Here is a 24,524-nt window from a genome sequence, read left to right as displayed (position 1 = left end):
GGAGCGGACCCGGTGGCCGGACCCGGCGGTCAGGAGTGGAACGGCAGCCCGGCGTCGGCCGCCAGCTCCAGGTCGTCGGTGTCCTCGGCGGGCAGCAGGGTCGGTGTGCCGTCCGTGACCGGGACGACGCCCAGCTCCAGCAGCTCGGCCATGGCGGCGCCGCCCGCCATGTCGCGGACCTGGAGCTGGTAGCGGGCGGTGGTGCGGTAGGTGCCGCCGTTGTCGTCGCCGGTGCGCTGGAGGAAGCCGGAGTCGGTGAGGAAGGCGACGGCCTTGCCGACGATGCCGGTGGTGGAGCCGGCGAGGCGGCGGGCGTCCTTGGTGGCGCCGGTGGCGCTGCGTCTGGCCCAGACGCGCCAGGCGGTCTCCAGGCCGGGCGCGCCGGTCGCCGGGTCGGTGTTCTCGCCCTGTTCCTCGGCGCGCTCCTCCAGGCGGCGGCAGGCCTGGCGGACGAAGGCGTCCACGCCGTTGACGCTGACCCGGCCGATGTAGCCGTCGTCGGCGAGGTCCTCGGGGCGGGGGAACGCCAGGGCGGCCACGGCGAGATGGGCGAGCCCGTGCAGGAACCGGTCGCCGCCGTCGGCGGAGGTACGACGCGCGTAGTCACCCATGCGGACGGCGAAGACCGAGTCCTCGGCGGCGGTGACGGCCATGCCCGCGCGCGGGGAGACCTCCAGCACGACGAGTCCGAGCCCGGCGGCCACCGCGTCGGCGAGCCGGGCGAACGGCGGGTCCTCACGGTAGCGGCGCAGCAGGTCGGAGTACTCCTGGTCGCGCGCGGGCTGCAGTCTGGGCTGCAGCCCGAAGGCGACGAGCCTGGCCGCGTCCGCGGCGTCGGCCGGGGTGACGGCGCTGCTCACCGGCGTGGCGGCGGCCTCCGGCTCACTCCATTCGACGTGCTCGGTCACGGTGTCGGCTCCTTGCCTCGGTGTCGCTCGGTCATGCTGCCTCGGTCCGGTCCGCCGCCATCCCCGCGGCGTCCAGCAGGGCGGTGCCGACGATCAGGTCGGCGCCGCCGAACTCGGGGTCGTCCAGCTCCGTCCCGTCGTCCACGGCGAACAGCAGCTTCTCCTCGCCCTGCCGGTAGGCCGTGCCGACCGGGGGGCTGGCGGCGTGGACGGCGAGCAGCGCGACCAGGTAGGGCAGGTCCGCATCGCGGTCGCGGGCCTCGGCGAGGAGCCCGGAGAGCCGGCGCGGTGCGTCGGCGGGCAGGTCGAGCAGTTCCATGGCGGCGGCCAGTTGCCCGTCGCTGAACCGGCTGTCGGCGGGGGTGGCGATGAGGTCCGGCTCGGGCATCTCGGCGCCCAGGTGCTCGCGCTCCTGCGGCGGGGTCAGCAGTAGGTCGACGAGGTCGCCGACCCGCACGGACACCGGCGTGCGCAGCCCGGTCCCGCGCGCGAAGAAGGCGTCGGTGACCCGGACGGCCCGTTCGAGAGTCAGCGGCAGCACGGGGGCGACGAGGTGCCCGTAGAGGTCCAGCCCCGCGGAGGTCATCGGGGTGGCGAACGCCTGCCGGTCCTGCTCGGCGCGGAAGAGCGGGCCGGCCTCCAGCAGGCGGGACTGCAGCTGGGTGTGGCGGCGGATGCAGTCCTTGACGATGTCGACGAGCTCGGCGGCGCGCCGCTTGTGCTCGGGGTCCTCGGACTCGTCGCGGGCCTTGCGGATGTTGGTGAGGATCGCGTTCTCGTGGCGGTAGCGGTCGGCGACGTGGTCGAGCGCCTCGGCGATCATGTCGGGGACGGTGTTGAGCCAGTCGACCGCGCGGACGTTGCGCCGGGTGGCCTCCAGGGCGCGGCGCAGGGTCTCGGAGTACTGCACGGTCCGGTAGCGCGCCTGCTCGGCGGCGAGCTGCGCGTCGGCGAGGCGCCCGCGCCGGATGAGCACCTCCAGCTTGACCTCGGCGGCGATCTGGGCGCTGGTGACATCGGTGTCGAGGGCGCCGACCAGCACGTTGACGGCCTCGTCGGTGGTGCGGAGGTAGACGGCGCCGCCGTAGCCGGGGACCTCCTCGATCAGCTTGAAGTCGTAGTCGCGGCGCACATAGCTGCCGTCCGGCGCGAAGGTGCCGTACACGGCGCGGAAGCCGCGGTCGACGCTGCCGACGTTGATCAGGTTCTCCAGGACCCAGCGCGCCACGCGCTCGTGCTCGGCGGCGGAGCGCCGCGGGGCCTGGGCGGCGATGCGGGGGATCAGCCGGGCGACGATCTGGTCGTGGTCGGCGCCGGTGTCGAAGTCCATGTTGAGGGTGACGAGGTCGATCGCCGCCAGGGCGATCTCCGCCATGCCGTACACCGAGTACTCACCGGCGAGATTGGCCTTGCGCGCGTCGAGGTCGTGGATCGGCGCGGTGCACGCGAGCGCGCGCAGCCGCCGCGCCAGGCCCTCGTCGGCGGCCGGGCCCACAGCGGGGCGCGGCCCCGCGCTGAGCTGGGGCGGAACACGGTCCGTCGGTGCAGGCGAAGTCACGGTGCACAGACTAGGTCCTCGGTCTGACATCAACCCAAAACGGTGCGGTGGGAAGGCGTCGGCGGTGCCCGCGCGGTCCGTGCGCACCGCCCGGTGGGTGGCCGTGCGGCCCGTTCTCTACGGGGCACCGTCGGCGACCCTGCGCCGGTACACCTCGACCACGCGGTCCAGCGAGTCGGCCAGGTACCCGGCCAGCAGCTTCTCCGCTTCGGCGCGGTCACCGGCCTGGAGGGCCCCGAGGATCTGCTGGTTGCGGGTGAGGTAGGGCTCGTGCAGCCGACGGGGGTCGTCCACGATGTGGAACGCGAGCCGCAGCTCGGCGAAGACGCTGCGCATGAGCTCGTCGGTGCGTTCGCTGCCGGCGAGGGCGACGAGTTCGCGGTGGAAGTGGATGTTGGCGGTACCCAGCGATTTCCAGTCACCTTCGGCGACCGCGCGCCGCCCTTCGGCGACGGCCGCGGCGAGCGCGGCGAGCTCGTAGGGCGGGTTCCCGAGCCCCCGTACGACGGCGCACTCGACCAGTGCGCGGGTGCGGTAGAGGTCCTCGACGTCGTCGATGGTCAGCACCCGCACGAACACCCCGCGGTTCAGCTCGTGGACGAGCAGCCGCTCGTGGGTGAGCAGCCGGAACGCCTCGCGCAGGGTGTTGCGGGAGACGCCGAGCGCTCCCCCGATGCTGTCCTCCGAGAGCCGGGTGCCGGGCGGGAAGAAGCCCTCGGCGACGCGGCTCCTGAGGATGTCCGCGACCCGTTCGGCCGTGCTGGTGCGGCCCAGGAGGGCGCGGTCGTCGGCCAGTCCCGCCAGCTGCTCTGCCATGCCCGGAATTCAAGCGCAGACAACGGGGCGAGACAACGGGGGTATTGAAGGATCGTTCAACGATCCTCTACCTTTCTCGGCACGGCACCGCCCCGGAACCCCAGCGCGGTGCCGCGGCTTTCGCACGGCACGGCTCAGTCATCGCACCCTCCGTCACCCCTCAGCGAGGTGCCTCCATGAGCACGACCCCTCCACGCCGACTCCTGTCACCGGCCCCGGCAGCTTCCCGCCCGACGCTCGACGACGGCCCGTTCGCCTGGCTGCGCGCCCTCGGACCGCGTGGCCGACGCGCCTTCGGCGGCGCGTTCGGCGGCTACGCACTGGACTCCTACGACTACTTCACGCTGCCGCTGAGCATGGTCGCGCTGGCTGCGTACTTCGGGCTGGACAGCGGTCGGACCGGCCTGTTCACCACGGTCACCCTGGTCGTCTCGGCGGTCGGCGGCGCCCTCGCGGGCATGCTGGCGGACCGGATCGGCCGGGTCCGGGCACTGATGATCACCGTGGTCACCTACGCGGTCTTCACCGTCGCCTGCGGCTTCGCGCCCGACTACGAGACGCTGCTGGTCTTCCGGGCCTTGCAGGGCCTGGGGTTCGGCGGCGAGTGGGCGGTGGGGGCGATCCTGGTCGCCGAGTACTCGAGCGCCCGGCACCGGGGGCGCACGCTGGGCGCGGTGCAGAGTGCCTGGGCCGTCGGCTGGGGGCTCGCGGTCGTCGCGTACACGGCTGTCTTCTCGTTGTTCGGCGACGACATGGCCTGGCGTGTGATGTTCTGGACCGGCGCGCTGCCCGCGCTGCTGGTGGTGTGGGTCCGGCGCCGGGTGCAGGACGCCCCACAGGCGGTCGCGGCGCGGGAGCGCAACGACCGCAACGAGGGCGGGGGGTCGTTCACCGCGATCTTCCGAGGACCGCTGCTGCGCACCACCGTCTTCGCCGGTCTGCTCTCCACGGGTGTGCAGGGCGGCTACTACACGCTGGCGACCTGGATCCCGACGTATCTGAAGAACGAGCGCCAGCTCTCGGTGGTGGGCACCGGGGGCTATCTCGCCTTCCTCATCTCGGGCGCCTTCCTCGGCTATCTGACCGGCGGCCACCTCACCGACCGTCTCGGGCGCCGCCGCAACATCTGGCTCTTCGCCGTCGCCTCGGCGCTGTGCGTCGTGGCCTACGGGAACATCCCCAGCGGCGCGGACACGGCGCTGCTCGTGCTCGGCTTCCCGCTCGGCTTCTGCATGTCGGCGATCTTCAGCGGCTTCGGGTCCTTCCTGAGCGAGCTGTACCCGACGGCCGTGCGCGGCACCGGCCAGGGCTTCACGTACAACACCGGGCGCGCCGTCGGGGCCGTCTTCCCCACCACGGTCGGCTTCGTGGCCGACAGCTGGGGCGTGGGCGGCGCCCTGGTCTTCGGCGCGATCGGCTACGGCGTCGCCGCCCTGGCGCTGCTCGGGCTGCCCGAGACGCGGGGCAAGGAGCTGGTGTGAACCGTACCGACGACCTCCCCGTCCTCTCTCCTCCTCGCCGAGCCGCCCACGCGCGCGTGGGCCGGGAACCGCCCCGGCCCGCTTCGGGGACGGTCTGACGGGCGCCACGGCCGGGGCCGCGACCTGCCACCCCAGGACCGAACCGACAAGAGAACCGATACGAGACACCGGAAGGGTCCATGACCGCGATCGATCTGAACGCCGACCTCGGCGAGGGCTTCGGCCGCTGGCGGCTGACCGACGACGAGGAGTTGCTGTCCGTCGTCACCAGCGCCAACGTGGCCTGCGGCTTCCACGCCGGGGACGCGGCCACCATGCGGCGGGTGTGCGAGCTGGCGGCCGGTCGGGGAGTGACGATCGGCGCTCAGGTCTCCTACCGGGACCTCGCGGGGTTCGGGCGGCGCGCCATGGACGTGCCTCCCGCCGAACTGACCGCCGAGGTGGCGTACCAGATCGGCGCCCTGGAGGTGTTCGCCCGGGCGGCGGGCGCGCGCGTGGCCTACGTCAAGCCGCACGGCGCCCTCTACAACCGCGTGGTGCACGACGAGGAGCAGGCCGGCGCCGTCGTCCACGGGGTGCTGCTCGCCGACGCGAGCCTGCCGGTGCTCGGGCTGCCCGGCTCCCGGCTGCTGGACCTGGCCGAAAAGGCGGGGCTGCCCGCCGTCCCGGAGGCCTTCGCGGACCGGGCCTACACCGCCGAGGGCACTCTGGTGCCCCGCGGCAGGGACGGCGCCGTGGTGGAGGACCCGGACACGGTGGTGGAGCGGTCGGTGCGCCTGGCCCGCGACCGTACGGTCGTCTCGCACACGGGGGCGCCCGTCGAGGTGCGCGCACGTTCCCTGTGCCTGCACGGCGACACCCCCGGCGCCGTGGACCTGGCCCGGCGGGTGCGGCGGCGGCTGGCGGAGTCCGGTGTGCGAGTGGAGGCGTTCGCATGAGCCGCCGGGTCCTGCCGGTCGGTGACGACGCGCTGCTCGTCGAGGTGGCCTCCGGTCCGGAGGCCCAGGCCCTGCACGCCGAGCTGCTGCGCCGCCGGGCGGCCGGCCTGTTGACGGCCCGTGAGATCGTCCCGGGGGCCCGTACGGTGCTGCTGGACGGCGTGCCGGACCCGGCCGCGGTCGCGGACGAGCTGACCACCGCCGAGGTGCCGCCCACCGCGGCCCCCGCTCCGGATGTCATGGAGATCCCGGTGCGTTACGACGGCCCGGACCTGGCCGAGGTCGCCGCGCACTGGGGTGTCGGCGAGCACGAGGTGGCCCGGCTGCACGCGGGGGCCGAGTTCCGCGTGGCCTTCTGCGGCTTCGCGCCCGGCTTCGGCTACCTGACCGGCCTGCCGCAGCGCTACGACGTGCCGCGCCGGGCCACCCCGCGCACCTGTGTGCCCGCGGGGTCGGTGGCCCTCGCCGGGCCGTACACCGGGGTGTACCCCCGTTCCTCCCCGGGCGGCTGGCTGCTCATCGGCACCACGGACGCGGTGCTGTGGGACCACGCGCGCGTGCCCGCCGCGCTGCTGGCGCCGGGCACCCGTGTGCGGTTCGTGCCCGACTCCGCGAAGGGCTCCGCATGAACGACCGTGCGCTCGCCGTCGTCCGCGCGGGTTCTCTGACCACCGTTCAGGACCGGGGCCGGTTCGGTCACGCGCATCTGGGTGTGCCGCGCTCCGGGGCGCTGGACGCGCCGGCCGCCGCGCTCGTCAACCGGCTGGTCGGGAACTCCCCGGACGCGGCCGTCCTGGAGACCACCCTGGACGGGTGCGCCCTGCGGCCCCGCTCCACCGTGAGCGTGGCGGTGGGCGGCGCGCCCTGCCCGGTCACGGTGGACGGCCGGCCCGCCGCGTGGGGCGCGCCCCTGCGGGTGCCTGCCGGGGCGGTGCTGGACATCGGCCGTGCCGTCGCCGGGGTCCGGACCTATGTGGCCGTCGGCGGCGGCGTCGCCGTCGAGCCGGTCCTCGGCAGCCGCTCCACGGACCTGCTGTCGGGACTGGGCCCCGCGCCTCTCGCAGTCGGCGCGGTCCTGCCGGTGGGGGACGCCCGCGCACCCCACGCGCGCGTGGACGTCGCCCCGCAGCCGGCACCCCCCACAGAACTCGTCCTGCGCGTCACACCGGGTCCGCGCGACGACTGGTTCACCCCCGAGTCCGTCCGCACCTTCCTCACGCGCGCCTACCGCGTCTCCCCGACGAGCAACCGCATCGGCCTGCGGACCGAGGGTCCGGCCCTGACGCGGGCCCGGACCGGCGAACTCGCCAGCGAGGGCACGGTGCTCGGCGCCGTCCAGGTGCCCCCGGACGGCCATCCGGTCGTCTTCCTGGCCGACCACCCGACCACGGGCGGCTACCCGGTGGTCGCGGTGGTCCACTCCGCCGACCTGGCGGCGGCGGCCCAGGCGGCACCGGGCACCCCGCTCCGCTTCACAGCCAGGGGCCGCCGGTGAACGGCCGGGAACCGCGCGGCACGCCCACGCCGCGCGGGGGCGGGGACCTTCGCGACGGGCCACGACCTCGCGGTGGCCGCCGACCGCCGCGTCAGCTCACCCCGGTGGGCGCAGGGCTCGGGAAGGCGGCCGCGTCGTGCGCCGTCAGGAACGCCTCGACGGCCGCCGTCCACCCGAACCGCTCCGCACGCGCGCGTGCGGCCGCACGCCGGGCGGCCTCCGGCTGGGCCAGGAGTGCCGCAACCCCGTCCGCGAAGGACGCTCCGCGGTCGGCCGCGGTGGCCCCCGCCGACCCGATCACCTCGGGCAGCGCGGAGGAGGCGCTCACCACGACGGGCGTGCCGCAGGCCATCGCCTCCAGCGCGGCGAGTCCGAAGGTCTCGGCGGGCCCGGGCGCCAGGCACACGTCGGCGGTCGCCTGCAGCGCGCCCAGCGCGGCCCGGTCGCGGACGTGTCCCAGGAAGGCGACCGGCAGCCCCCGCTCGCGGGCGCGCTGCTCCAGGCGCGGGCGCAGCGGTCCGTCCCCGGCGACGACCAGCACCGCCGGGACGCCCCGGACCCGCAGCACCTCCAGGGTGTCCAGCGCGGTGCCGGGGCGCTTCTCCACCGACAGCCGGGTGCAGGTCAGCAGCAGAACCTGTTCCGGACGGGCGTACCGGGCACGCAGGCCGGGATCGCGCAGGGCGGGGTGCCGCTCGGCCAGGTCGACGCCGAGCGGCGCGCGCACCAGGTTGCGGGCACCGATGCGCACGAACTCGCGGGCGGCGAACTCGGTGGTGCAGACCACGCGCGCGTACGCGTGGGCGGTACGGGCGTTGAGCGCGTCGGCGGCGCGCCGGGCCGCGGTCTCCGGCACGCCCCAGGTGCGCAGCACGCCGTCGGCGGTCTCGTGGGAGACCATCACGGCGGGAACCCGGGCGCGCCGCGCCCATCTCCCGGTCCAGCGCAGGGTCGTGCGGTCGGAGACCTCCAGCCGGTCGGGCGCCAGTTCGGTCAACAGGCGGGCGACGCGGTGCCGGTCCATCAGGACCCGGTAGCCGCCGGTGCCGGGCAGCAGCGGCCCGGGCAGGGTGATGACGCGGCCCTGTCCCATGTCGCGGTCGGTGTGCCGGTCGCCGGGGACGATCAGTACCGGGTCGTGGCCGGCGGCCCGGTAGCCCCGGCCGAGTTCGCGCAGGGCGGTGCGCAGGCCGCCGGAGGCCGGGGCGACGAAGTTGGCCAGGCGCACGATCCGCAGCCCGTGGGTCCTCATGCGGCCACCGCCGGGGTGCGGGCGGCGAGGACGTCGGCGTAGTGGCCGATGAGGCGGTCGCCGACGGCGGCCCAGGTGCGGCCCTCGACCGCGGCGCGGGCGGCGCTGCCGTAGGCGGTGCGGCGGGCGGGGTCGGCGGCCAGGGCCCGCACCGCGTCACGGACGGCGGCCGGGTCGCGCGGCGGGACCAGGAGCCCGGTGCGACCGTGGTCGACCAGGTCCAGGGGGCCGCCGGCGGCGGGGGCGACGACGGGCACCCCGCTGGCCATGGCCTCCTGCACGGTCTGGCAGAACGTCTCGAAGGGCCCCGTGTGCACGAAGACGTCCAGGGAGGCGAAGATCCGGGCGAGGTCGTCGCCGGTGCGACGGCCCAGGAAGGCGGCGCCGGGCAGCGCGCCGGACAGCTGCGGCCGGCTCGGACCGTCGCCCACGACGACGACCTTCACGCCGCCGAGCGCGCAGGCGCCGGACAGCAGCTCCACCTGCTTCTCGGGGGCTAGCCGGCCGATGTATCCGACGACGACCTCACCGTTGGGGGCGAGGGTGCGGCGCAGGTCCGTATCGCGGCGGTCGGGGTGGAAGCGGGCGGTGTCCACTCCGCGGGGCCACAGCCTCACGCGGGGCACGCCGTGCGCCCGGAGGTCGTGCAGGGCGGCACTGGAGGGCGCGAGGGTGAGGTCGGCGGCGGTGTGCACGGACCGGATGCGCCGCCAGGCGGCGGCCTCGCCGGCGCCCATGTAGGTGCGGGCGTAGCCGGCGAGGTCGGTCTGGTAGACGGCGACGGCGGGGAGGCCGAGCCGGGTGGCGGCCGCCATGCCGCGCACGCCGAGGACGAAGGGGCCGGCCAGGTGGACGAGGTCGGCCCGGTGCTCGGCGATGGCCGCGGCGACGCGCCGGCTGGGCAGGGCGACCCGGACCTGGGGATAGCCGGGGAGCGGGAGGGAGGGGACGCGGACGACGGGGCACGGCGGCTCGGTCTCGGTGCCGGGCCCGGTTGCGGCGCCCGTGGCCGGTGCGACGACCAGCGGGGAGTGACCGCGTTCTGCGAGGTGCCGGGCGGTCTGGAACGCGCAGTGGGCCACGCCGTTCACATCGGGGGGAAAGGATTCGGTCACGATGACGACACGCATAGGGGTGTTGTCGCCGGGCTGGACGTGCCCGCGTCAAAGTGGATCTGTCCGGAGGCCGAACGCCCCGTGAGCGTTGTTCCGGTTGTACCGCGTACCCGGGCAGGTCAGATGGTGTGCACACGCCGCTGGCCGGTGGGCCGTCCCCCGTTCACCCGGTGGCCCCACGATGGTCCGGACGCTCACATGGCGGTCGGATCCGGTCCGATGCGGCTGCGGACGGCGGTCTGGACCTCGGCCTCCTCGGCCGGGTCGGCGGCGAGCCGGCGCAGCCGTTCCACCACGCGGGCGTCGCCGGTCTCGGCGTGCCGGGCGGCGATCTCGCGGGTGGCTTCCTCACAGTCCCAGAGGCACTCGACGGCGAAGCCGGTGGCGAAGGACGGGTCGGTGGCGGCGAGCGCGCGGGCGCAGCGGCCGCGCAGATGGGAGGAGGCGGTCTCGCGGTAGATGTGACGCAGCACGGGGGCGGCGCAGCCGATGCCGAGGCGTCCGGCGCCGTCGACGAGGGTCCACAGTGTGGGCGCGTCGCAGCTCTCGCCGCGCACCGCCTCGCGCAGGGCGGCGAGGACCAGGTCGCTGTCCTGGACCCCACCGCGGCAGGCGAGGAGGCGGCCGGCGGCGGCCCCGAGGGCGTCGGGCCGGTGGGCCCAGCCGCGGGCGCGGTCGACGGCCGCGATGCCGCGCATGCGCTCGAAGGCGTCGACGGCGGCGTCCACCACGAGCGCAGAGCCGGTTGCCACGGCCTGTTCGATCAGGTCCAGGGCGTCCGGGTCGTTGCTGTCGGCGAGGTAGCGCAGAGCGGTGCACCGGGCGCCCTCGGCACCGTCCCTGGCCGCCCGGACGATCTCCGGGCGGTCCTCCGGACCGGCGACGGCGACGAGACACCGCGCGGCCGGGACGTGCAGCGCGGCACCGCGCTCGACGCCCTGCTGGGCCCACTCGAACACGGCGCGCACGCTCCACCCGGGCCGGGGCCCGGAGGGTCGCATCTGCCGTTGCCAGCGGTCGAAGCAGCCGGTCTCGTGCGCGGCACGAACCCGTGCGGCGATGTACTCGCGCGGGTCCTCGGCCCACAACCGCCAGGGCCGTGGCTCGAAGGCGTCGCGGACGACGGCTGCCAGCTCCGCCTCGCCCTCGGGGTCGGTGGCGAACCGGGCCAGCACGGGTGCGGCCAGGGCGCGCAGGCCGGCGTCGTCGTCGCGCAGGGCGAGTTCGTCGAGGGCCCAGGCCCAGTTGGACCCGGAGGCGGCGTACCGGCGCAGCAGTTCCAGGGCGTCCCGCCGGCCGTAGGAGGCGAGGTGGCCGAGGACCGCGAGGGCGAGGCCGGTGCGGGACTCCTCGGTGTCGAAGGCGTCCTCGACGTCGAAGAGGTGCGCCTCGATCTCGTCCAGCTCGCCGTCCAGGTCGAGGAAGAGCCGGGCGTAGTAGAGGGAGCGGTTCTCCAGCTGCCAGTCGTGGCGGGGGTCGCGCAGCACACAGTGGTTGAGGGCCGCGAGCGCTTCGGCTCGCGGGGCGGTGAGCGCGTGCAGTGTGCCGTCGCCGCGGCCCCGCTGCAGCAGGCCGAGCAGCGTACCGCTGGGCGCTATGAACGGATCGAACATGGGAAACAGCCTCACATCAAGCGTCGACGCAACCGGGGACGTGCACTACCTGGCCGCGTGACAACACGTCGGGGCGCCCGCCGTTTCCTGCTTGCTGTAAGCCATCTTCCTCTGCCTCTCGTCAGTGGCCCATGCGGACCGCATCACGGCCCGCGCGGTGCGGCAACACCTGCCCAGCCATCGCGTCCGTGAATCACGACGTCATGATGACTCGGCAGTTCCGCCCGCCGCGACCGAAATTTCCGGCGGCCCGTTACCGCCTCCCCCGTGGTCGTCGTCGTACCTGGTCAGAAAATGTGTTCTACGTGCCCAGGAGCGCCGGCTCAAGGTGCCGGGTCACTCCGCGCCGAACAGTTCCACTAGTTCGGCCTTGCCGAACATCCGGGCGGTGTCGACGGCCGACGGGGTACCCGCGGCCGGGTCCGCGCCACCCTCCAGCAGGGCCCGGATCACCTCCGCCTCCCCCTTGAAGACCGCCCCGGCGAGGGGAGTCTGGCCTCGGTCGTTGACCTGGTCGCCGTCGGCGCCGCGGGCGAGCAGCGCGCGCACCGCCCCGGCGTGCCCGTGGTAGGCGGCGAGCATCACCAGGGAGTCGCCGCGGTCGTTGGTGAGGTCGGCCGGAACGCCCGCGTCGACGTAGGCGACCAACTCGTCGGTCCGACCCTTGCGGGCGAGATCGAAGATCTTCGTCGCCAGCTCCACGACCTCGTGGTCGGGGGCTTCGCTCATCGGTCGGACCGCCTCTCCATGCAACCGTTCAGGTGAATCGCCAGGGTACTGGCTCGGGGCGCCACATGACCGGGGCCGCCCGAGGCAAAGATCACCACGAGTCGCGTTCGACGCAACTCCCCGGCTCGGCCCGGCCCCCGAATGCTGCGCCACCCGGGGGAAATATGCCGCATTTCACCCAGTTGCACCTTTTATCGTATAGATACATCCTGTGAGCCTGGAAGTACTCATGGTGACTGTCCCCACCAACCAGGAGAGCTCAAATGATCCTTTCCATCTCAGGCGTGGTCCTGCTCGGCATCATCGTCTTCCTGTTCTTCCGCAAGGACGGGCTGAAGGCGTCACACGCCATGGTCTCGGCCCTGTTCGGCTTCTACCTGGCCAGTACGGCCATCGCGCCGAGCATCAAGGCCGGCGGCGAAAGCCTGGCCGGTCTCCTCGGCGGCATCAGGTTCTGACGCCGCCCGCCGTCCGACCCGCCGTCCGACACTCCGTCCCGTCCGTTCGCACCACCAGGAGACAGCAGTGGCCAGGCGTCCCCTCCCCCGCATCCTGAGCACAGGCAGCGCCCAGATCGCCCGGAGCCGGGAACTGGCCCGGACGGCGGCCGACAGCGCCACCGACGTCCTCCATCCGCTGATCACGATCACCCGCGGGCTGCGCCGGCTGGCCTCGGCCGGGCGGCGCAAGTGGGCCGAGACCCCCAAGGACAAGCGCGGACCGCTGCTGTTCCTGGTGGCCTCGGTGATCCTGGTCGTGGCGCTCGTGCCGTACGGCCCGCTGCTCGCCGTCATCACCCTGATGGCGGCGGCGGCCTGGCAGGGCAGGGACCGCACCCCACCGGCCCCGGACGGGCCCGACGAGTCGCAGACCCAGCGGCTCCAGGCACTGTACGAGGCCCTGGTCCCGTACTTCTCCACCGCGGAGGACCCCGCCCCGCTGTACACCCACGGCGGTGAGTGGGAGAAGGCCTTCCCGACGTACGAGTTCGACGCCTCGGGGCGGATCACGCAGCTGGTGATCCGCTACCCGGCCTACTTCCCGGACGGCGAGGCGGCGGAGCGCGCGCGTGTCGAGCATCTGCTCGCCGCCAAGGCCGGCCGCGGCCGCGAGTACCTCGTCTCCTGGGACGAGGAGGGCAACGAGCTCACCCTCGGCGTCCTCGACCCGCTGCCCACCGACATCGCCGTCCAGCCGTTCGTCACCGCGCCGGGCGAGACGGTCCTCGGGTTCACCGACCCCACGCACGTACGGCGCACGCTCCCGCTCACCCACGGCGAGGAGCAGCGCGACATGCCGCCGGTGGTGTGGCGCACCGGCATCCGCTCCACCGAGCCGCACCTGCTGGTGGTGGGGCAGCCGGGCAGCGGCACCTCCACTCTGCTGCGCTCGATCGCGCTGCAGGCCCTGAGCCACGGCGACGTCCTCATCGTCGAGGGCGGCGGCACCGGCGAGTACGCCTGTCTGACCGGCCGCGACGGCGTCCTCGGCGTCGAGCTGGGACTCGCGGGGGTGCTGGCCAGCCTGGAGTGGGCGGCGCACGAGACGGAACGCCGGCTGATCGCCGCGAACCGGGCCCGGCAGGCGGGACAGGCGCCGCCGGACGACACCAAGCGGCCGCTGTGGATCGTGCTGGACCGGCCGACCTTCTTCACCCATCTCGCCGAGGCCGACGGCCACAAGGATCCCCAGGCGCTGCTCCAGGTACCGCTGCGGCACGGGCGGGCGGCGCATGTGACGGTGGTCGTGGCCGAGCAGTTCGACGGTCTCGACACCCTCAGCGACGCGGTACGGCAGCACACGCGCGCGCGTGCCGTGCTGGGGCCGGCCACGGCCGCGCAACTGGAGGCGGTGCTGGGTACCCGGCCGCACACCACGCCCGTCGACGACGTCCCGCCGGGACGCGGCTACGCGCGGCTGGGCTCCGGGCCGGTACACCGCCTGCAGGTGCCGGCCACGCCGGATCCGTACGACGACGCGACGAGCGAGGCGCACCGGCAAGCGGTGCTGGACCTGCTGCCGCCGCGGACGACCCCGGCGGACGAGGAGGGCGTCGCGGTGCCGGCCGAGGCCGAGGTCCGGGTGGCCGAGGCCGAGGTCCCGGTGGAGGCCGAGCCGGTCGCGGCCGAGACCTCCTGAGCCGGCGGGGGCGGGTCCGCTCACCTGGTCCCGTCGCCGACCCCCGCCGCCGAGGCGAGCCGGTGCCGCGACCGGCCCGCACCCCCCGCGGCGGAAACGACACCGAGCCTCGACCGGGCGGCGCACTCCCCCGCCCGCGCCCTGATGACGCGGTGAGGGGCGGGGCCGGGTGCGCGGCTCGGGAGGGACCTCCGCGCCGGTTCCGTCAGGCCACGAACGTGCGGGGCGTGTCCCCTCCGGTGGTGCCACCGTCGCGGACGAGCCGCGCCGCCGCGGCGAGGCGGGTGGCGGCCTCGTCGGCGACGGCACCGCCGACGGTGAACGGCAGCCGCACATAGCCCTCGAAAGCCCCGTCGACGCCGAAGCGGGGACCGGAGGGCACCCGCAGACCGACCCGCTCCCCCGCCTCCGCGAGCCGGGACCCGGACAGGCCCCCGGCCCGGACCCAGAGCGTCAGCCCGCCCTGCGGCACCGAGAACTCCCAGTCCGGCAGCTCCCGCCGGACCGCGGCGACCAGGGCGTCCCGGTTCTCCCGGGCCTGGGCGCGGCGCAGCCGCACCGCCTGCTCCCAGCCGCCGGTCGAGAACAGCCAGTTCACGGCGAGCTGCTCCAGCACGGGGGTGCCCAGATCGGCGTAGGCGCGCGCCGCGACCAGGCTGCGGATGACGTCCGGGGCCGCGCGCACCCACCCGATGCGCATCCCGGCCCAGAACGCCTTGCTCGCGGACCCGACGGTGATCACCGTCGACCCGGCGGGGTCGAAGCCGCAGACCGGCCGGGGCATCCGGACGTCGCCGTCGAGCCACAGCTCGCTCATCGTCTCGTCGGCGACCAGCACCGTCCCCGCCGAGCGGGCCGCCTCCACCAGCGCGCGCCGCTGGTCCTCCCCGGCGAGCGCGCCGGTGGGGTTGTGGAAGTCGGCGACGACGTACGCGATGCGGGGCGCGGCGTCCCGCAGGACCTGACGCCAGCGGTCCAGGTCCCAGCCGGCGAGCCCGCCGGCCATGGCGACGGGCACCAGGCGGGCGCCTGCCTCCCGCATGAGCTGCAGGATGTTCGCGTAGGACGGCGACTCCACGGCGATGCGCTCGCCCCGGCCGCCGAAGAGGTGGCAGATGGCGTCGATGGCGCCCATCGCCCCGGTCGTCACCATGATCTGCTCGGGCATCGTCGGAATCCCGCGCGCGGTGTACCGCTCGGCGATCATGGAGCGCAGGGCGGGCAGCCCGGCCGGATAGTCCCCGTGGGTGTGGGCGTACGGCGGCAGCTCCTCCAGCGCCCCCTGGACCGCGCGGGTCAACCACGGCTCCGGCGCGGGCAGCGCGGCACAACCGAGGTCGATCATCGACCCGAGCGCCTCCGGCGGCAGCGGCTCCAGGCCACGGGCCGGCAGCGGATTGCCCGCCGGTACGGCCGTCCAGCTGCCGGCGCCGCGCCGGGACTCCAGGAACCCCTCGGTGCGCAGCGCCTCGTAGGCGGCGGCGACGGTGGTCCGGCTCACCGAGAGGGCGAGGGCCAGTTCTCGTTCGGCGGGCAGCCGGGCGGCGACCGGCACCCGGCCCTCCAGCACCAGCAGTCGGATGCCGTCGGCGAGCGCCCGGTAGGCGGGCGGGCGGCGCGAGCCGGGGCCGGCCGGCCGCTCCTGCTGGGAGGTGAGCAGCCGGGCGAGCTGCGCGGCACCCACCGCCGAGGTCCACTGCGCCATGATTACCAGTCCACCTTCCTCGAATTGGCCATGGATGGCGTCCACCGCCAAGCCACAGAGTGACACGGGTCAGTCCACCGTCACCACTTGGGGGGCACTCTTGCCACGCCTGGCACTCTTCTCGTCGTCGCACCGTCACCGGCTCGGGCGACGACTGGTCCGCTTGTACGCCGGTCTCGCGCTGTACGGCGCCAGCACGGCCCTCCTCGTCGAGGCGGGACTCGGACTGGAGCCCTGGAACGTGCTCCACCAAGGGCTCGCGGAACGCACCGGGCTGACGATCGGCGTGGTGTCGATCGTGGTCGGCGCGGTGGTGCTGCTGCTGTGGATCCCGCTGCGCCAGCGCCCGGGCCTGGGCACGATCTCCAACGTCTTCGTCGTCGGCCTCTCCATGGACGGCACGCTGGCCCTGCTGCCGGACGCCCGTTCCCTGGCCCTACGGGTGCCCCTGCTGGTGGCCGGGATCGTCCTCAACGGCGTCGCCACGGGCCTCTACATCGCGGCCGCCTTCGGCGCGGGCCCGCGCGACGGCCTCATGACGGGGCTGCACCGGCGCACGGGCCGGTCGATCCGGCTGATGCGGACGGCCGTGGAGGTGGTGGTCGTGGCCACCGGCTTCCTGCTGGGCGGCACGATCGGCGTCGGCACGGTCCTCTACGCGGTGTCGATCGGCCCGCTCGCGCAGTTCTTCCTGCGGCTCTTCGCCGCCCCCGCGGCACCGGCCGGCAGCACGGTGGTTGCCGCCGGGTCACCGCCGCGGGCCATACTGCGTCGGTGACCACGCTGACCCGCCACCCGTACCTGGACCACCCGGGTCCCATCCCCTTCGCGCACCGCGGCGGGGCCGCGGACGGTCTGGAGAACACCGTGTCGCAGTTCCGGCGCGCGGTGGAGGCCGGATACCGCTACATCGAGACCGATGTGCACGCCACGCTCGACGGCAGACTGGTCGCCTTCCACGACGCGACGCTGGACCGGGTGACCGACGGTACGGGCCGCATCGCTGACCTGCCGTGGTCCGAGGTACGGCACGCGCGCGTGGCGGGCGCGGAACCCGTGCCGCTCCTGGAGGAGCTGCTGGAGACCTTCCCCGAGGTGCGCTGGAACGTCGACATCAAGGCGGAGCCGGCCCTGCACCCCCTGCTCAACCTGATCGCGCGGGCGGACGCCTGGGACCGGGTCTGCGTGGGCTCCTTCTCCGAGGCCCGAGTGTGCCGTGCCCAGCGCCTGGCGGGCCCCCGCCTGGCAACCTCGTACGGCACCCGGGGGGTGCTGGGGCTGCGGCTGCGCTCCTGGGGGGTGCCCGCCGCGCCGCGCCGGCCGGCGGTCGCTGCCCAGGTGCCCGAGGCCCAGTCGGGCGTGCAGGTCGTCGACCGCCGCTTCGTGCGCGCGGCCCACGCGCGCGGTCTGCAGGTGCACGTGTGGACGGTCAACGAAGCGGAGCGGATGCACCGGCTCCTCGATCTGGGAGTCGATGGCATCATGACCGATCACATCGACACGTTGCGCAAGGTCATGCAGGACCGGGGCGTCTGGGCCTGAGCCCCCGGCCCCTCGCGCGGGAGACGGGGAAGCGAGGGCGCGGTGGGCACCGGGACCGTACGGGCGACGGCGGCCGACGAGGCGGCCGGGCGGCTGCGTGAGCAGCGCGGCTGGTACTTCTACGACTGGGCCTGTTCCGTCTACTCGACCAGCGTGCTCACGGTGTTCCTGGGGCCGTACCTCACGTCGGTCGCCAAGGCCGCCGCCGACGCCGACGGGTATGTGCACCCCCTGGGTGTCCCGGTGCGCGCGGGCTCCTTCTTCGCGTACGCGGTGTCCTTGTCGGTGATCGTCGCCGTGCTGGTGATGCCGCTGGTGGGCGCGGCCGCCGACCGTACGGGCCGCAAGAAGCCTCTGCTGGGCGCCGCCGCCTACACGGGGGCCGCGGCCACGACGGGCATGTTCTTCCTCGGTGGCGAGCGCTATCTGCTGGGCGGGGTGCTGCTGGTCGTGGCGAACGCCGCCCAGTCGGTCGCGATGATGCTCTACAACTCCTATCTGCCCCAGATCGCCGCCCCAAAGGAGCGCGACGCGGTGTCCTCGCGGGGCTGGGCGTTCGGTTACGCGGCGGGTTCGCTGGTCCTGGTGGTCAATCTCGTCCTCTATCTCGCCCATGACTCCTTCGGCCTGTCGGAGTCGATGGCGGTGCGGGTGTGTCTCGCCTCGGCCGGTCTGTGGTGGGGCGGCTTCGCGCTGATCCCGCTGGCCCGGCTGCGCGACCGGCCGGCGGCGGCCCCGGAGGACGGCGGGGGCTCCGCCGCTCCGGCGGAACGGGCACCGGCCGGGGCGGCCGGACTGCGGCAGCTGGCGGCGACGTTCCGCGACATGCGCCGCCATCCGCTCACCCTCGCCTTCCTGCTGGCGTACCTCGTCTACAACGACGGCATCCAGACGGTGATCTCCCAGGCCTCCGTCTACGGCTCCGAGGAACTGGGCCTCGGCCAGTCCACGCTGATCGCGGCGGTCCTGCTCGTGCAGGTGCTGGCGGTGGCGGGCGCCCTGGGAATGGGGCGGCTGGCCCGCCGGTACGGCGCGAAGCGGACCGTCCTCGGCTCACTGGTCGCCTGGACGCTCACACTGGGCGCCGGCTACTTCCTGCCGGCCGGGGCCCCGGCCGGCTTCTTCGGGCTGGCCGCCGCGATCGGGCTGGTGCTCGGCGGCAGCCAGGCACTGTCCCGCTCGCTCTTCTCCCACCTGGTGCCGCCGGGCAAGGAGGCCGAGTACTTCTCGGCGTACGAGGTGAGCGACCGGGGCATGAGCTGGCTCGGGCCGCTGCTGTTCGGGCTCACCTACCAGCTGACCGGGAGCTACCGGGACGCGATCCTCTCGCTGGTGGCCTTCTTCGTGCTGGGGTTCCTGCTGCTGGCCCGGGTCCCGGTCCGGCGTGCGATCGGTGAGGCGGGCAACGCCGTGCCGGAAAGGATTTAGCACTCTTGGCGAAAGGGCGGTAGTGTACGCGTTTGGCCTGCCAGGCGTACCGTTACTGCGCGTCAATGATGCCGAATCGCTGGGTGACATCTCATTGCAGATGTGACAAACCGGGCGCCGGTGGGTACTGCACTGGTTGACAAGGCTGCGGCTACGACGGCGACGCATTGCCCGGAACGGGACTCGGAACGGGAATCTTTACCGCCGACCGGACGTTGACCGGATGACGACGACAGCGACACCTGTCCTGTGGGCGACAAGCCCGGGAGGCACGATTCATGAGTGAGCGAGCTCTTCGCGGCACGCGCCTCGTGGTGACCAGCTACGAGACGGACCGCGGCATCGACCTGGCTCCGCGCCAGGCCGTGGAGTACGCATGCGAGAAGGGGCACCGCTTCGAGATGCCCTTCTCGGTCGAGGCGGAGATCCCGCCGGAGTGGGAGTGCAAGGTCTGCGGGGCCCAGGCACTCCTGGTGGACGGCGACGGCCCTGAGGAGAAGAAGGCCAAGCCCGCGCGTACGCATTGGGACATGCTGATGGAGCGGCGCACCCGCGAGGAACTCGAAGAGGTCCTCGAGGAGCGACTGGCCGTTCTGCGGTCCGGGGCGATGAACCTGGCGGTGCATCCCCGGGACAGCCGCAAGTCCGCGTAGCGGGGACCGGCAAGCAACGCACGCACATGACCGCGGGCGCCGTACGAAAGGTACGGCGCCCGCGGTCTGTGGTGTGTCTGTCGCGCTGTGGTGTGTCGTGAAGCCCGCGCCAGGTCACCGAGTGCCGCGCGCGGTGTGCCGCACGGGTGGACGGGGGCTTGTCAGGAGATGGACGGGGGGCTTGTCACGAGGTGAGGGGTGGACGCGGCCCGGTCTCCCGCGAGGTGTCCCCGGGGCGGCCGTCCTCCCTGATCACCTCGCCCTGCACCACCTTGCCGCCCGGGCGGTACATCCGGGCCTGCTGGAACGCGTCACCCAGAGCGCCCTCCGCGGTGGCCTCGCGGAGCTTGCGGTCGACGGTCCGCTCGGCGTAGCCACCGACGGCCTTCTGGACCGGTGGGAGCAGCAGGAGCAGGCCGAAGGCGTCCGAGATCAGGCCGGGGAGCATCAGCAGGAGACCGCCGAGCATCATCAGGCCGTTGCCGCCGCCCCGGGTGGGGGCGGTGCCGCGCTGCAACGCCTCGTTGAGGTTGCGGAAGGCGCGGCGGCCCGCCCGCTTGATGACCAGGGAGCCGAGCAGCAGCCCGGCGACCAGCAGCAGGAAGACGGTCAGCCCGCCCGCCGCGCCCGCGACCACGGTCAGCAGCCAGATCTCCAGCACGAGCCACGCCGCGATCCCCAGGGGGAGGAACGTGCGCAGCCGGGAACGCCGGGGCCGGACGGGGTGCGGGCGGGGGTCAACGCCTGTCGTCATGCCTCCAGTGTGCATGGCGCCGGCTCAGAGCGGGATAAGGCTGCCGGGCGGGGCAGGGCTGCCGGCCGACAGGGCTAGGAGGTGGGCCGCCCCGGCTCGGCGGAACCCCTGCCGGTGATCTTGCCGACGCGCTCGCCCAGGCCCCACGCCGTGACCCTCCACAGCGCCTCCACGACGATGTCGCGGCTCATCTTGGAGTCGCCCAGCTCCCGCTCGACGAAGGTGATGGGGACCTCGACGACGTGGTATCCGGCCCGGACGGCCCGCCGGGCCAGATCGACCTGGAAGCAGTAGCCCTGCGAGGCGACCTCGTCGAGGCCGAGGCCCTCCAAGGTCTCGCGGCGGAAGGCGCGGTAGCCGCCGGTCACGTCGCGGATCGGCACGTCCAGCATCAGCCGTGAGTAGGTGCTGCCGCCGCGGGAGAGGAACTCGCGCGACCGGGGCCAGTTCACCACCCGGCCGCCGGGCACCCAGCGCGAACCCAGGACCAGGTCGGCGCCCTTGAGGGCGGTCAGCAGGCGGGGCAGTTCCTCCGGCTGGTGGGAGCCGTCGGCGTCCATCTCGATCAGCACGCCGTAGTCGTGCTCCAGGCCCCAGCGGAAGCCCGCGAGGTAGGCGGCGCCCAGGCCCTCCTTGCCCTCGCGGTGCAGCACGTGGACGTGCTCGTCCTCGGCGGCCAGTTCGTCGGCGAGCTTGCCGGTGCCGTCGGGGCTGTTGTCGTCGGCCACCAGCACGTGGACCTCGGGCACAGCCTCGCGCACCCGGCCGACGATGCGCTTGATGTTGTCCGCCTCGTTGTAGGTCGGGATGATCACCAAGGCCGTGCCGAGCGGGCCGAACTCTCTCCCCCGGTCCTGTGCCGCGAGGGTCCCGTCGCCGTCGTTCACTGCTGCCCCTTCATGTCCGTACGCAAGGATCCACCATAGTGGGCTTTCGTCTGCGCAGACGTGACGGGATGTTCGGAGGGTGGTGTCGTTTCCAGGAGAACGGGGTAGGCATCCCGGGTTCCGGACGGTAGGCCCGCGTGTGCGGCAGGCACGCGGACGCGCGGGCCGCGAACGGGGTCCGCGACCGCTGCGGAGGGGGCCCGGCGCCCTTCGGGCCGGCCCGGGACCCGCCGGCTGCGGGTCGACCGTGAGCCGTTGTCTACTGAGCGCCGGGCCCCACCCGGGTCGCACCTCCCCGTCCGGACGGGACCTTCCCTCGCCGCTGCGCCGGCGCTGTGCCTGGCTCCCGTGACGGTGCTCCGATGCGGCACACCGTCCCTGACCCAGCGGCGTCGCGACGAGTCCCGGAGGTCCCCCGGCGGGGTGTCCGGTGGTGGACTCGGCCGAACCTACCGGCCACCCGCCGCCGCCTGTCAACAACCGCCCCACCTGCGGATCTCTCTTAGATTCGCAGGTCAGCGCAGTGGCTCGGGAAGCCGCACGGCGCGTCGGGCGGAGTGCGGACGGGTGATCCGGCGCGCCCGCGGCGCCGGGTTCACGCGCCCGGCCGGGCGAACACGGTCCGGCCGCCCACGACCGTGCGCAGACAGACGGGGAGTTCGCCGCCGGGCGTGAGGTCGGGCAGGCCGGGCGTGCCGGAGCGCGGGTCGGTGGACCAGCGCGCCACCCGGTCGTCGGGGGCCTGCACGACCAGTTCGCCGACGCGCCAGACGGCGTAGTCCGCGGGCGCTCCGGGCACCAGGATCCCCGCGTCGTCCCGGCCGATCGCCCGCCATCCGCCGCGGGTGTGGGCGGTGAAGGCGGCCCGCACGGAGACGCGGTGCTCCGCGGTGCGGTGGAAGGCGGCGGCCCGCACCGTGCCCCAGGGGTCGAAGGGGGTGACCGGGCTGTCGGAGCCGAAGGCGAGCGGGACGCCGGCCCGCAGCAGGGCGGCGAACGGGTTCAGGGTCGCCGCCCGCCGGGCGCCCAGCCGGCGGGCGTACATGCCGTCCGCGCCGCCCCACAGCGCGTCGAAGGCGGGCTGTACGGACGCGGTCAGCCCCAGTTCGGCGAGCGCGGCGACGGTCTCGGGGGTGAGCATCTCGGCGTGCTCGACGCGGTGGCGGGCGGCCCGGACGCGGGCGAGCCCCACCTTCTCGGCGGCCGCCCGCACACCGTCGACGACCGCCGTGACGGCGGCGTCCCCGATGGCGTGGAAGCCCGCCTGCAACCCGGACTCGGTGCACGCCACCACATGGGCGGCGACCTCCGCGGCATCGAGGTAGGCCGTGCCGGTGTGGTCGGCGTCGCCGTACGGCGCGTGCAGACAGGCCGTGTGGGAGCCGAGGGCCCCGTCGACGAAGAGGTCGCCGGCCGCGCCCAGGGCGCCCAGCTCGCGCGCCTTCGCCACGTCCCGCTCGGCCCAGTAGCCGATCACCCGGGGGCCCGGCTCCCCGGCGGCCAGGCCGAGCAGGCCGGTGAAGTCGTCCTCGGAGGAGATCTCGGGCCCGCCGCACTCGTGCACCGATCCGATGCCGAGGGAGGCCGCGTGCACGAGTGCGGCGCGCTGCGCCTCGGTGCGCTGCCCCGCGGTGATCGCGCCGAGCGCGGCGGCGCGGACGGCGTGGTGGGCGTCAGCGGTGAGCGGGCCGTCGGTGGTGGTGGCGCCGGGGGCCATCGCCAGCAGGGCCGTGGTCACGACCGCCGAGTGCACGTCGATCCGCGACAGGTACAGCGGTCGGCCGCCGGCCGCCTCGTCGAGCTCCGCGCGCGTGGGCGGGCGGCCGCCGGGCCACCGGGAGGCGTCCCAGCCGTGGCCGAGCAGCACGCGGTCGTGCGGGCGGGCGGCGGCGAACTCCCGCACCCGGGCCAGAGCGGCCTCCAGGGACGGCACGTCCGACAGGTCCAGGCCGGTGAGCGCGAGCCCGGTGGCGGTGACGTGCACGTGGGCGTCGGTGAACGCGGGGGTGACCAGGGCGCCGTCCAGGTCGACCACCTCGTCGACGCCGTCCGCGAAGGCGTCGGCGGCGCCTTCGGAGCCGACCCAGGCGACGTGGCCCGCCTCCACGACCATCGCCGTCGCGAAGGGGTCGGCGGGGCTGTGCACCTCACCTCGACGGAGGAGGACGGTACGGGGGCCGGAGGCACGTTCACTCATGCCGGACAGTTTCTCGCGGCGCGGGAACGGCGTGGCGGCGGGGGCCGGGGACGGGGGCGGGGCCCTCCTCAGATCCGGGGCGGGCGCGCCTCGTACGGGGTCGACAGCACGACCGTCGTCCGGGTCGAGACGCCCGCCAGCGCGCGCAGCCGCCCCAGCAGCTCCTCCAGCTCGTGGGGGGTGGCCACACGGACCTTGAGGATGTAGTTCTCGTCGCCGGCCACGCTGTGGCACGCCTCGATCTCGGGAACGCCCGCGAGACGTTCGGCGATGTCGTCGGGGGCGCTGGGGTCGAACGGTTTCACCGAGATGAAGGCGGTCATGGGCAGCCCGACGGCCTCGGGGTCCACCACGGCCGCGTAGCCGCGGATGACACCCCGCTGTTCCAGTCGGCGCACCCGCTGGTGCACGGCCGACGTGGACAGGCCGGTGGCCCTGCCCAGGTCGGTGTAACTCATCCGCCCGTCCTTGACGAGCAGCTGCACGATCTGCCGGTCCAGCTCCTCCATGACGCAGAACCTACAGGGCGCCCGACCCCTCGTATACCTATGCAGGGCAGGTCATACACCTTTCCCGAGGGCGAGGCCGGGCGCACCTGCGACTGGCATGTGACGAACGCCACACCACTCGACCCCGCTCCGTGATGTTCCCGTGATTACCGCCGGAATCGCATGGGAAGTGCTTGCTGTGGTCGAGGCCGCAGCGCCTACACGGCCCAGCCCGAGGGGGAGAATCCCATGCAGAGTCTTAAGCGCCCTGGTCGCACCGCGCCCAAGCGGCTCCAGTCGGTCGTCGAACCCGAGCCGGAGGGCGTCGAACCCGACGCCGACGGATACGACGCCGACGAGCTCGACGCGTACGACACCTTCGAGATGTACCGGGTGATCTGCCCGGACTGCGCGCAGCCCATCGCCCTGCTGGCGGACGAGGAGGTCCTGCCGGAGCACGCGCTGTGCGCCTCGCCGTGGAACCCGTTCGGGCTCACGGTCTGCGCGGGCACGGGCCGCGCCGCCGTCGACGCCCGCCCCGCGGACGAGTCCGTCACGCCCCAGGAGCAGGAGACCGGCCTGCTGCTGACGCTCCCTCAGGGGCTCGACTGGCGCACCCAGCCGTTCTCGCACGTCGGCGGCCCGGGTTCGCGTCCGATGCGCGTGCCGACGATGCGGCGTCACGCCGCCTGAGCCCGCCGCGCACACACCCACCGCCTTCCTCGCCCCCGCGTCACGGCACCCGCAGACCGCCGTGGTGCGGGGCCGGCGCGGACCCGAGCCGGACCTGAGCCGGCCGGCCCGGCCCGGGGCCGGCCGCGAGCGG

General features: G+C 74.2%; 23 protein-coding genes. 11 read left to right on the top strand and 12 right to left on the bottom strand.

What is annotated here, in order from left to right; all coding sequences use genetic code 11:
- Positions 1–29: 29 nt before the first annotated feature.
- The 3 genes from AC3ET3_RS18040 to AC3ET3_RS18030 all read right to left on the bottom strand — a co-directional run bounded on the left by AC3ET3_RS18040 (position 30) and on the right by AC3ET3_RS18030 (position 3,282).
- Positions 30–908 (bottom strand): hypothetical protein, encoded by an 879-nt coding sequence (locus AC3ET3_RS18040; RefSeq protein WP_432157161.1) that lies wholly within the window; start codon positions 906–908, stop codon positions 30–32.
- 31 nt (positions 909–939) lie between these two features.
- On the bottom strand, positions 940–2,466 hold the full coding sequence (locus AC3ET3_RS18035; RefSeq protein WP_432137591.1) for a hypothetical protein: 1,527 nt from the start codon (positions 2,464–2,466) through the stop codon (positions 940–942).
- 117 nt (positions 2,467–2,583) lie between these two features.
- Positions 2,584–3,282 carry a GntR family transcriptional regulator gene (locus AC3ET3_RS18030; protein ID WP_432137590.1) on the bottom strand — a complete coding sequence of 233 codons (699 nt, stop codon included), beginning with the start codon at positions 3,280–3,282 and terminating at the stop codon, positions 2,584–2,586.
- Between the two features lie 176 nt (positions 3,283–3,458).
- Here AC3ET3_RS18030 and AC3ET3_RS18025 point away from each other — a divergent pair, with 176 nt between their 5' ends.
- From AC3ET3_RS18025 to AC3ET3_RS18010, 4 genes are all read left to right on the top strand, one after another.
- Positions 3,459–4,763, top strand: coding sequence for an MFS transporter (locus AC3ET3_RS18025; protein ID WP_432137589.1), 1,305 nt, complete (start codon positions 3,459–3,461; stop codon positions 4,761–4,763).
- 179 nt (positions 4,764–4,942) lie between these two features.
- Positions 4,943–5,701: a LamB/YcsF family protein gene (locus tag AC3ET3_RS18020; RefSeq protein WP_432137588.1), complete on the top strand. Its 759-nt coding sequence runs from the start codon at positions 4,943–4,945 to the stop codon at positions 5,699–5,701.
- Positions 5,698–6,330 carry a 5-oxoprolinase subunit B family protein gene (locus AC3ET3_RS18015; RefSeq protein WP_432137587.1) on the top strand — a complete coding sequence of 211 codons (633 nt, stop codon included), beginning with the start codon at positions 5,698–5,700 and terminating at the stop codon, positions 6,328–6,330. Before AC3ET3_RS18020 ends, AC3ET3_RS18015 begins: the two co-directional genes overlap by 4 nt.
- On the top strand, positions 6,327–7,196 hold the full coding sequence (locus AC3ET3_RS18010; protein WP_432137586.1) for a 5-oxoprolinase subunit C family protein: 870 nt from the start codon (positions 6,327–6,329) through the stop codon (positions 7,194–7,196). The genes AC3ET3_RS18015 and AC3ET3_RS18010 overlap by 4 nt, the downstream gene beginning before the upstream one ends.
- Positions 7,197–7,287: 91 nt before the next feature.
- Here the strand turns inward: AC3ET3_RS18010 and AC3ET3_RS18005 are convergent, their stop codons facing one another.
- The 4 genes from AC3ET3_RS18005 to AC3ET3_RS17990 form a co-directional block, all read right to left on the bottom strand.
- Positions 7,288–8,448, bottom strand: a complete 1,161-nt coding sequence (locus AC3ET3_RS18005; protein ID WP_435612463.1) for a glycosyltransferase — start codon at positions 8,446–8,448, stop codon at positions 7,288–7,290.
- Positions 8,445–9,578, bottom strand: coding sequence for a glycosyltransferase family 4 protein (locus AC3ET3_RS18000; protein ID WP_432137584.1), 1,134 nt, complete (start codon positions 9,576–9,578; stop codon positions 8,445–8,447). The genes AC3ET3_RS18005 and AC3ET3_RS18000 overlap by 4 nt, the downstream gene beginning before the upstream one ends.
- A gap of 179 nt (positions 9,579–9,757) precedes the next feature.
- On the bottom strand, positions 9,758–11,176 hold the full coding sequence (locus AC3ET3_RS17995) for a HEAT repeat domain-containing protein (RefSeq protein ID WP_432137583.1): 1,419 nt from the start codon (positions 11,174–11,176) through the stop codon (positions 9,758–9,760).
- 336 nt (positions 11,177–11,512) lie between these two features.
- A complete protein-coding gene (locus AC3ET3_RS17990; RefSeq protein ID WP_432137582.1) occupies positions 11,513–11,905 on the bottom strand; it encodes an ankyrin repeat domain-containing protein in 393 nt (130 codons plus the stop codon).
- Between the two features lie 263 nt (positions 11,906–12,168).
- On the opposite strand from AC3ET3_RS17990, the gene AC3ET3_RS17985 reads away from it, so the two are divergent.
- On the top strand, positions 12,169–12,363 hold the full coding sequence (locus AC3ET3_RS17985) for a hypothetical protein (RefSeq protein WP_432137581.1): 195 nt from the start codon (positions 12,169–12,171) through the stop codon (positions 12,361–12,363).
- A gap of 67 nt (positions 12,364–12,430) precedes the next feature.
- Complete coding sequence (locus AC3ET3_RS17980; RefSeq protein WP_432137580.1) at positions 12,431–14,044, top strand: hypothetical protein; 1,614 nt, start codon at positions 12,431–12,433, stop codon at positions 14,042–14,044.
- A 205-nt stretch (positions 14,045–14,249) separates the two neighbouring features.
- On the opposite strand, the gene AC3ET3_RS17975 is transcribed toward AC3ET3_RS17980, so the two are convergent.
- A complete protein-coding gene (locus tag AC3ET3_RS17975) occupies positions 14,250–15,749 on the bottom strand; it encodes an SCO1417 family PLP biosynthesis transcription factor (RefSeq protein WP_432137579.1) in 1,500 nt (499 codons plus the stop codon).
- A 34-nt stretch (positions 15,750–15,783) separates the two neighbouring features.
- Here AC3ET3_RS17975 and yczE point away from each other — a divergent pair, with 34 nt between their 5' ends.
- The 4 genes from yczE (at position 15,784) to AC3ET3_RS17955 (ending at position 19,372) form a co-directional block, all read left to right on the top strand.
- A complete protein-coding gene (yczE, locus tag AC3ET3_RS17970; RefSeq protein WP_432137578.1) occupies positions 15,784–16,527 on the top strand; it encodes a membrane protein YczE in 744 nt (247 codons plus the stop codon).
- A complete protein-coding gene (locus tag AC3ET3_RS17965; protein ID WP_432137577.1) occupies positions 16,524–17,291 on the top strand; it encodes a glycerophosphodiester phosphodiesterase family protein in 768 nt (255 codons plus the stop codon). The genes yczE and AC3ET3_RS17965 overlap by 4 nt, the downstream gene beginning before the upstream one ends.
- 42 nt (positions 17,292–17,333) lie before the next feature.
- The gene (locus tag AC3ET3_RS17960) at positions 17,334–18,719 is read left to right on the top strand and encodes an MFS transporter (protein WP_432137576.1); all 1,386 of its coding nucleotides are present in this window, start codon (positions 17,334–17,336) and stop codon (positions 18,717–18,719) included.
- A 278-nt stretch (positions 18,720–18,997) separates the two neighbouring features.
- Positions 18,998–19,372, top strand: coding sequence for an RNA polymerase-binding protein RbpA (locus AC3ET3_RS17955; RefSeq protein ID WP_010357981.1), 375 nt, complete (start codon positions 18,998–19,000; stop codon positions 19,370–19,372).
- A 184-nt stretch (positions 19,373–19,556) separates the two neighbouring features.
- Here AC3ET3_RS17955 and fxsA read toward each other — a convergent pair whose 3' ends face one another.
- The 4 genes from fxsA to AC3ET3_RS17935 all read right to left on the bottom strand — a co-directional run bounded on the left by fxsA (position 19,557) and on the right by AC3ET3_RS17935 (position 23,719).
- Positions 19,557–20,126, bottom strand: coding sequence for an FxsA family membrane protein (gene fxsA / locus AC3ET3_RS17950; RefSeq protein WP_435612462.1), 570 nt, complete (start codon positions 20,124–20,126; stop codon positions 19,557–19,559).
- Positions 20,127–20,200: 74 nt separating this feature from the next.
- A complete protein-coding gene (locus tag AC3ET3_RS17945; RefSeq protein ID WP_432137574.1) occupies positions 20,201–21,013 on the bottom strand; it encodes a polyprenol monophosphomannose synthase in 813 nt (270 codons plus the stop codon).
- Between the two features lie 595 nt (positions 21,014–21,608).
- A complete protein-coding gene (locus tag AC3ET3_RS17940; protein ID WP_432137573.1) occupies positions 21,609–23,210 on the bottom strand; it encodes an amidohydrolase in 1,602 nt (533 codons plus the stop codon).
- 68 nt (positions 23,211–23,278) lie between these two features.
- Complete coding sequence (locus tag AC3ET3_RS17935) at positions 23,279–23,719, bottom strand: Lrp/AsnC family transcriptional regulator (RefSeq protein ID WP_432137572.1); 441 nt, start codon at positions 23,717–23,719, stop codon at positions 23,279–23,281.
- Between the two features lie 228 nt (positions 23,720–23,947).
- Between AC3ET3_RS17935 and AC3ET3_RS17930 the strand changes: the two genes are divergently transcribed.
- On the top strand, positions 23,948–24,391 hold the full coding sequence (locus AC3ET3_RS17930) for a hypothetical protein (protein ID WP_435612461.1): 444 nt from the start codon (positions 23,948–23,950) through the stop codon (positions 24,389–24,391).
- Positions 24,392–24,524 lie beyond the last annotated feature (133 nt).

Source organism: Streptomyces sp. bgisy159 (assembly GCF_057707805.1).
The sequence above is the reverse complement of the archived record's forward strand: the minus strand, read 5'-3'. Positions and strand labels throughout refer to the sequence as shown.

Bases quoted from the DNA above. Each gene is read 5' to 3' on its own strand.
- AC3ET3_RS18030 (WP_432137590.1), bottom strand. From the start codon at position 3,282: ATGGCAGAGCAGCTGGCGGGACTGGCCGACGACCGCGCCCTCCTGGGC.
- AC3ET3_RS17985 (WP_432137581.1), top strand. From the start codon at position 12,169: ATGATCCTTTCCATCTCAGGCGTGGTCCTGCTCGGCATCATCGTCTTC.
- AC3ET3_RS18010 (WP_432137586.1), top strand. From the start codon at position 6,327: ATGAACGACCGTGCGCTCGCCGTCGTCCGCGCGGGTTCTCTGACCACC.
- AC3ET3_RS18000 (WP_432137584.1), bottom strand. From the start codon at position 9,578: ATGCGTGTCGTCATCGTGACCGAATCCTTTCCCCCCGATGTGAACGGC.
- AC3ET3_RS17930 (WP_435612461.1), top strand. From the start codon at position 23,948: ATGCAGAGTCTTAAGCGCCCTGGTCGCACCGCGCCCAAGCGGCTCCAG.
- AC3ET3_RS17955 (WP_010357981.1), top strand. From the start codon at position 18,998: ATGAGTGAGCGAGCTCTTCGCGGCACGCGCCTCGTGGTGACCAGCTAC.
- AC3ET3_RS17935 (WP_432137572.1), bottom strand. From the start codon at position 23,719: ATGGAGGAGCTGGACCGGCAGATCGTGCAGCTGCTCGTCAAGGACGGG.
- AC3ET3_RS17940 (WP_432137573.1), bottom strand. From the start codon at position 23,210: ATGAGTGAACGTGCCTCCGGCCCCCGTACCGTCCTCCTCCGTCGAGGT.
- yczE (WP_432137578.1), top strand. From the start codon at position 15,784: ATGGCGTCCACCGCCAAGCCACAGAGTGACACGGGTCAGTCCACCGTC.
- AC3ET3_RS17975 (WP_432137579.1), bottom strand. From the start codon at position 15,749: ATGGCGCAGTGGACCTCGGCGGTGGGTGCCGCGCAGCTCGCCCGGCTG.
- AC3ET3_RS17990 (WP_432137582.1), bottom strand. From the start codon at position 11,905: ATGAGCGAAGCCCCCGACCACGAGGTCGTGGAGCTGGCGACGAAGATC.
- AC3ET3_RS18005 (WP_435612463.1), bottom strand. From the start codon at position 8,448: ATGAGGACCCACGGGCTGCGGATCGTGCGCCTGGCCAACTTCGTCGCC.
- AC3ET3_RS18020 (WP_432137588.1), top strand. From the start codon at position 4,943: ATGACCGCGATCGATCTGAACGCCGACCTCGGCGAGGGCTTCGGCCGC.
- AC3ET3_RS18025 (WP_432137589.1), top strand. From the start codon at position 3,459: ATGAGCACGACCCCTCCACGCCGACTCCTGTCACCGGCCCCGGCAGCT.
- AC3ET3_RS18015 (WP_432137587.1), top strand. From the start codon at position 5,698: ATGAGCCGCCGGGTCCTGCCGGTCGGTGACGACGCGCTGCTCGTCGAG.
- AC3ET3_RS17995 (WP_432137583.1), bottom strand. From the start codon at position 11,176: ATGTTCGATCCGTTCATAGCGCCCAGCGGTACGCTGCTCGGCCTGCTG.
- fxsA (WP_435612462.1), bottom strand. From the start codon at position 20,126: ATGACGACAGGCGTTGACCCCCGCCCGCACCCCGTCCGGCCCCGGCGT.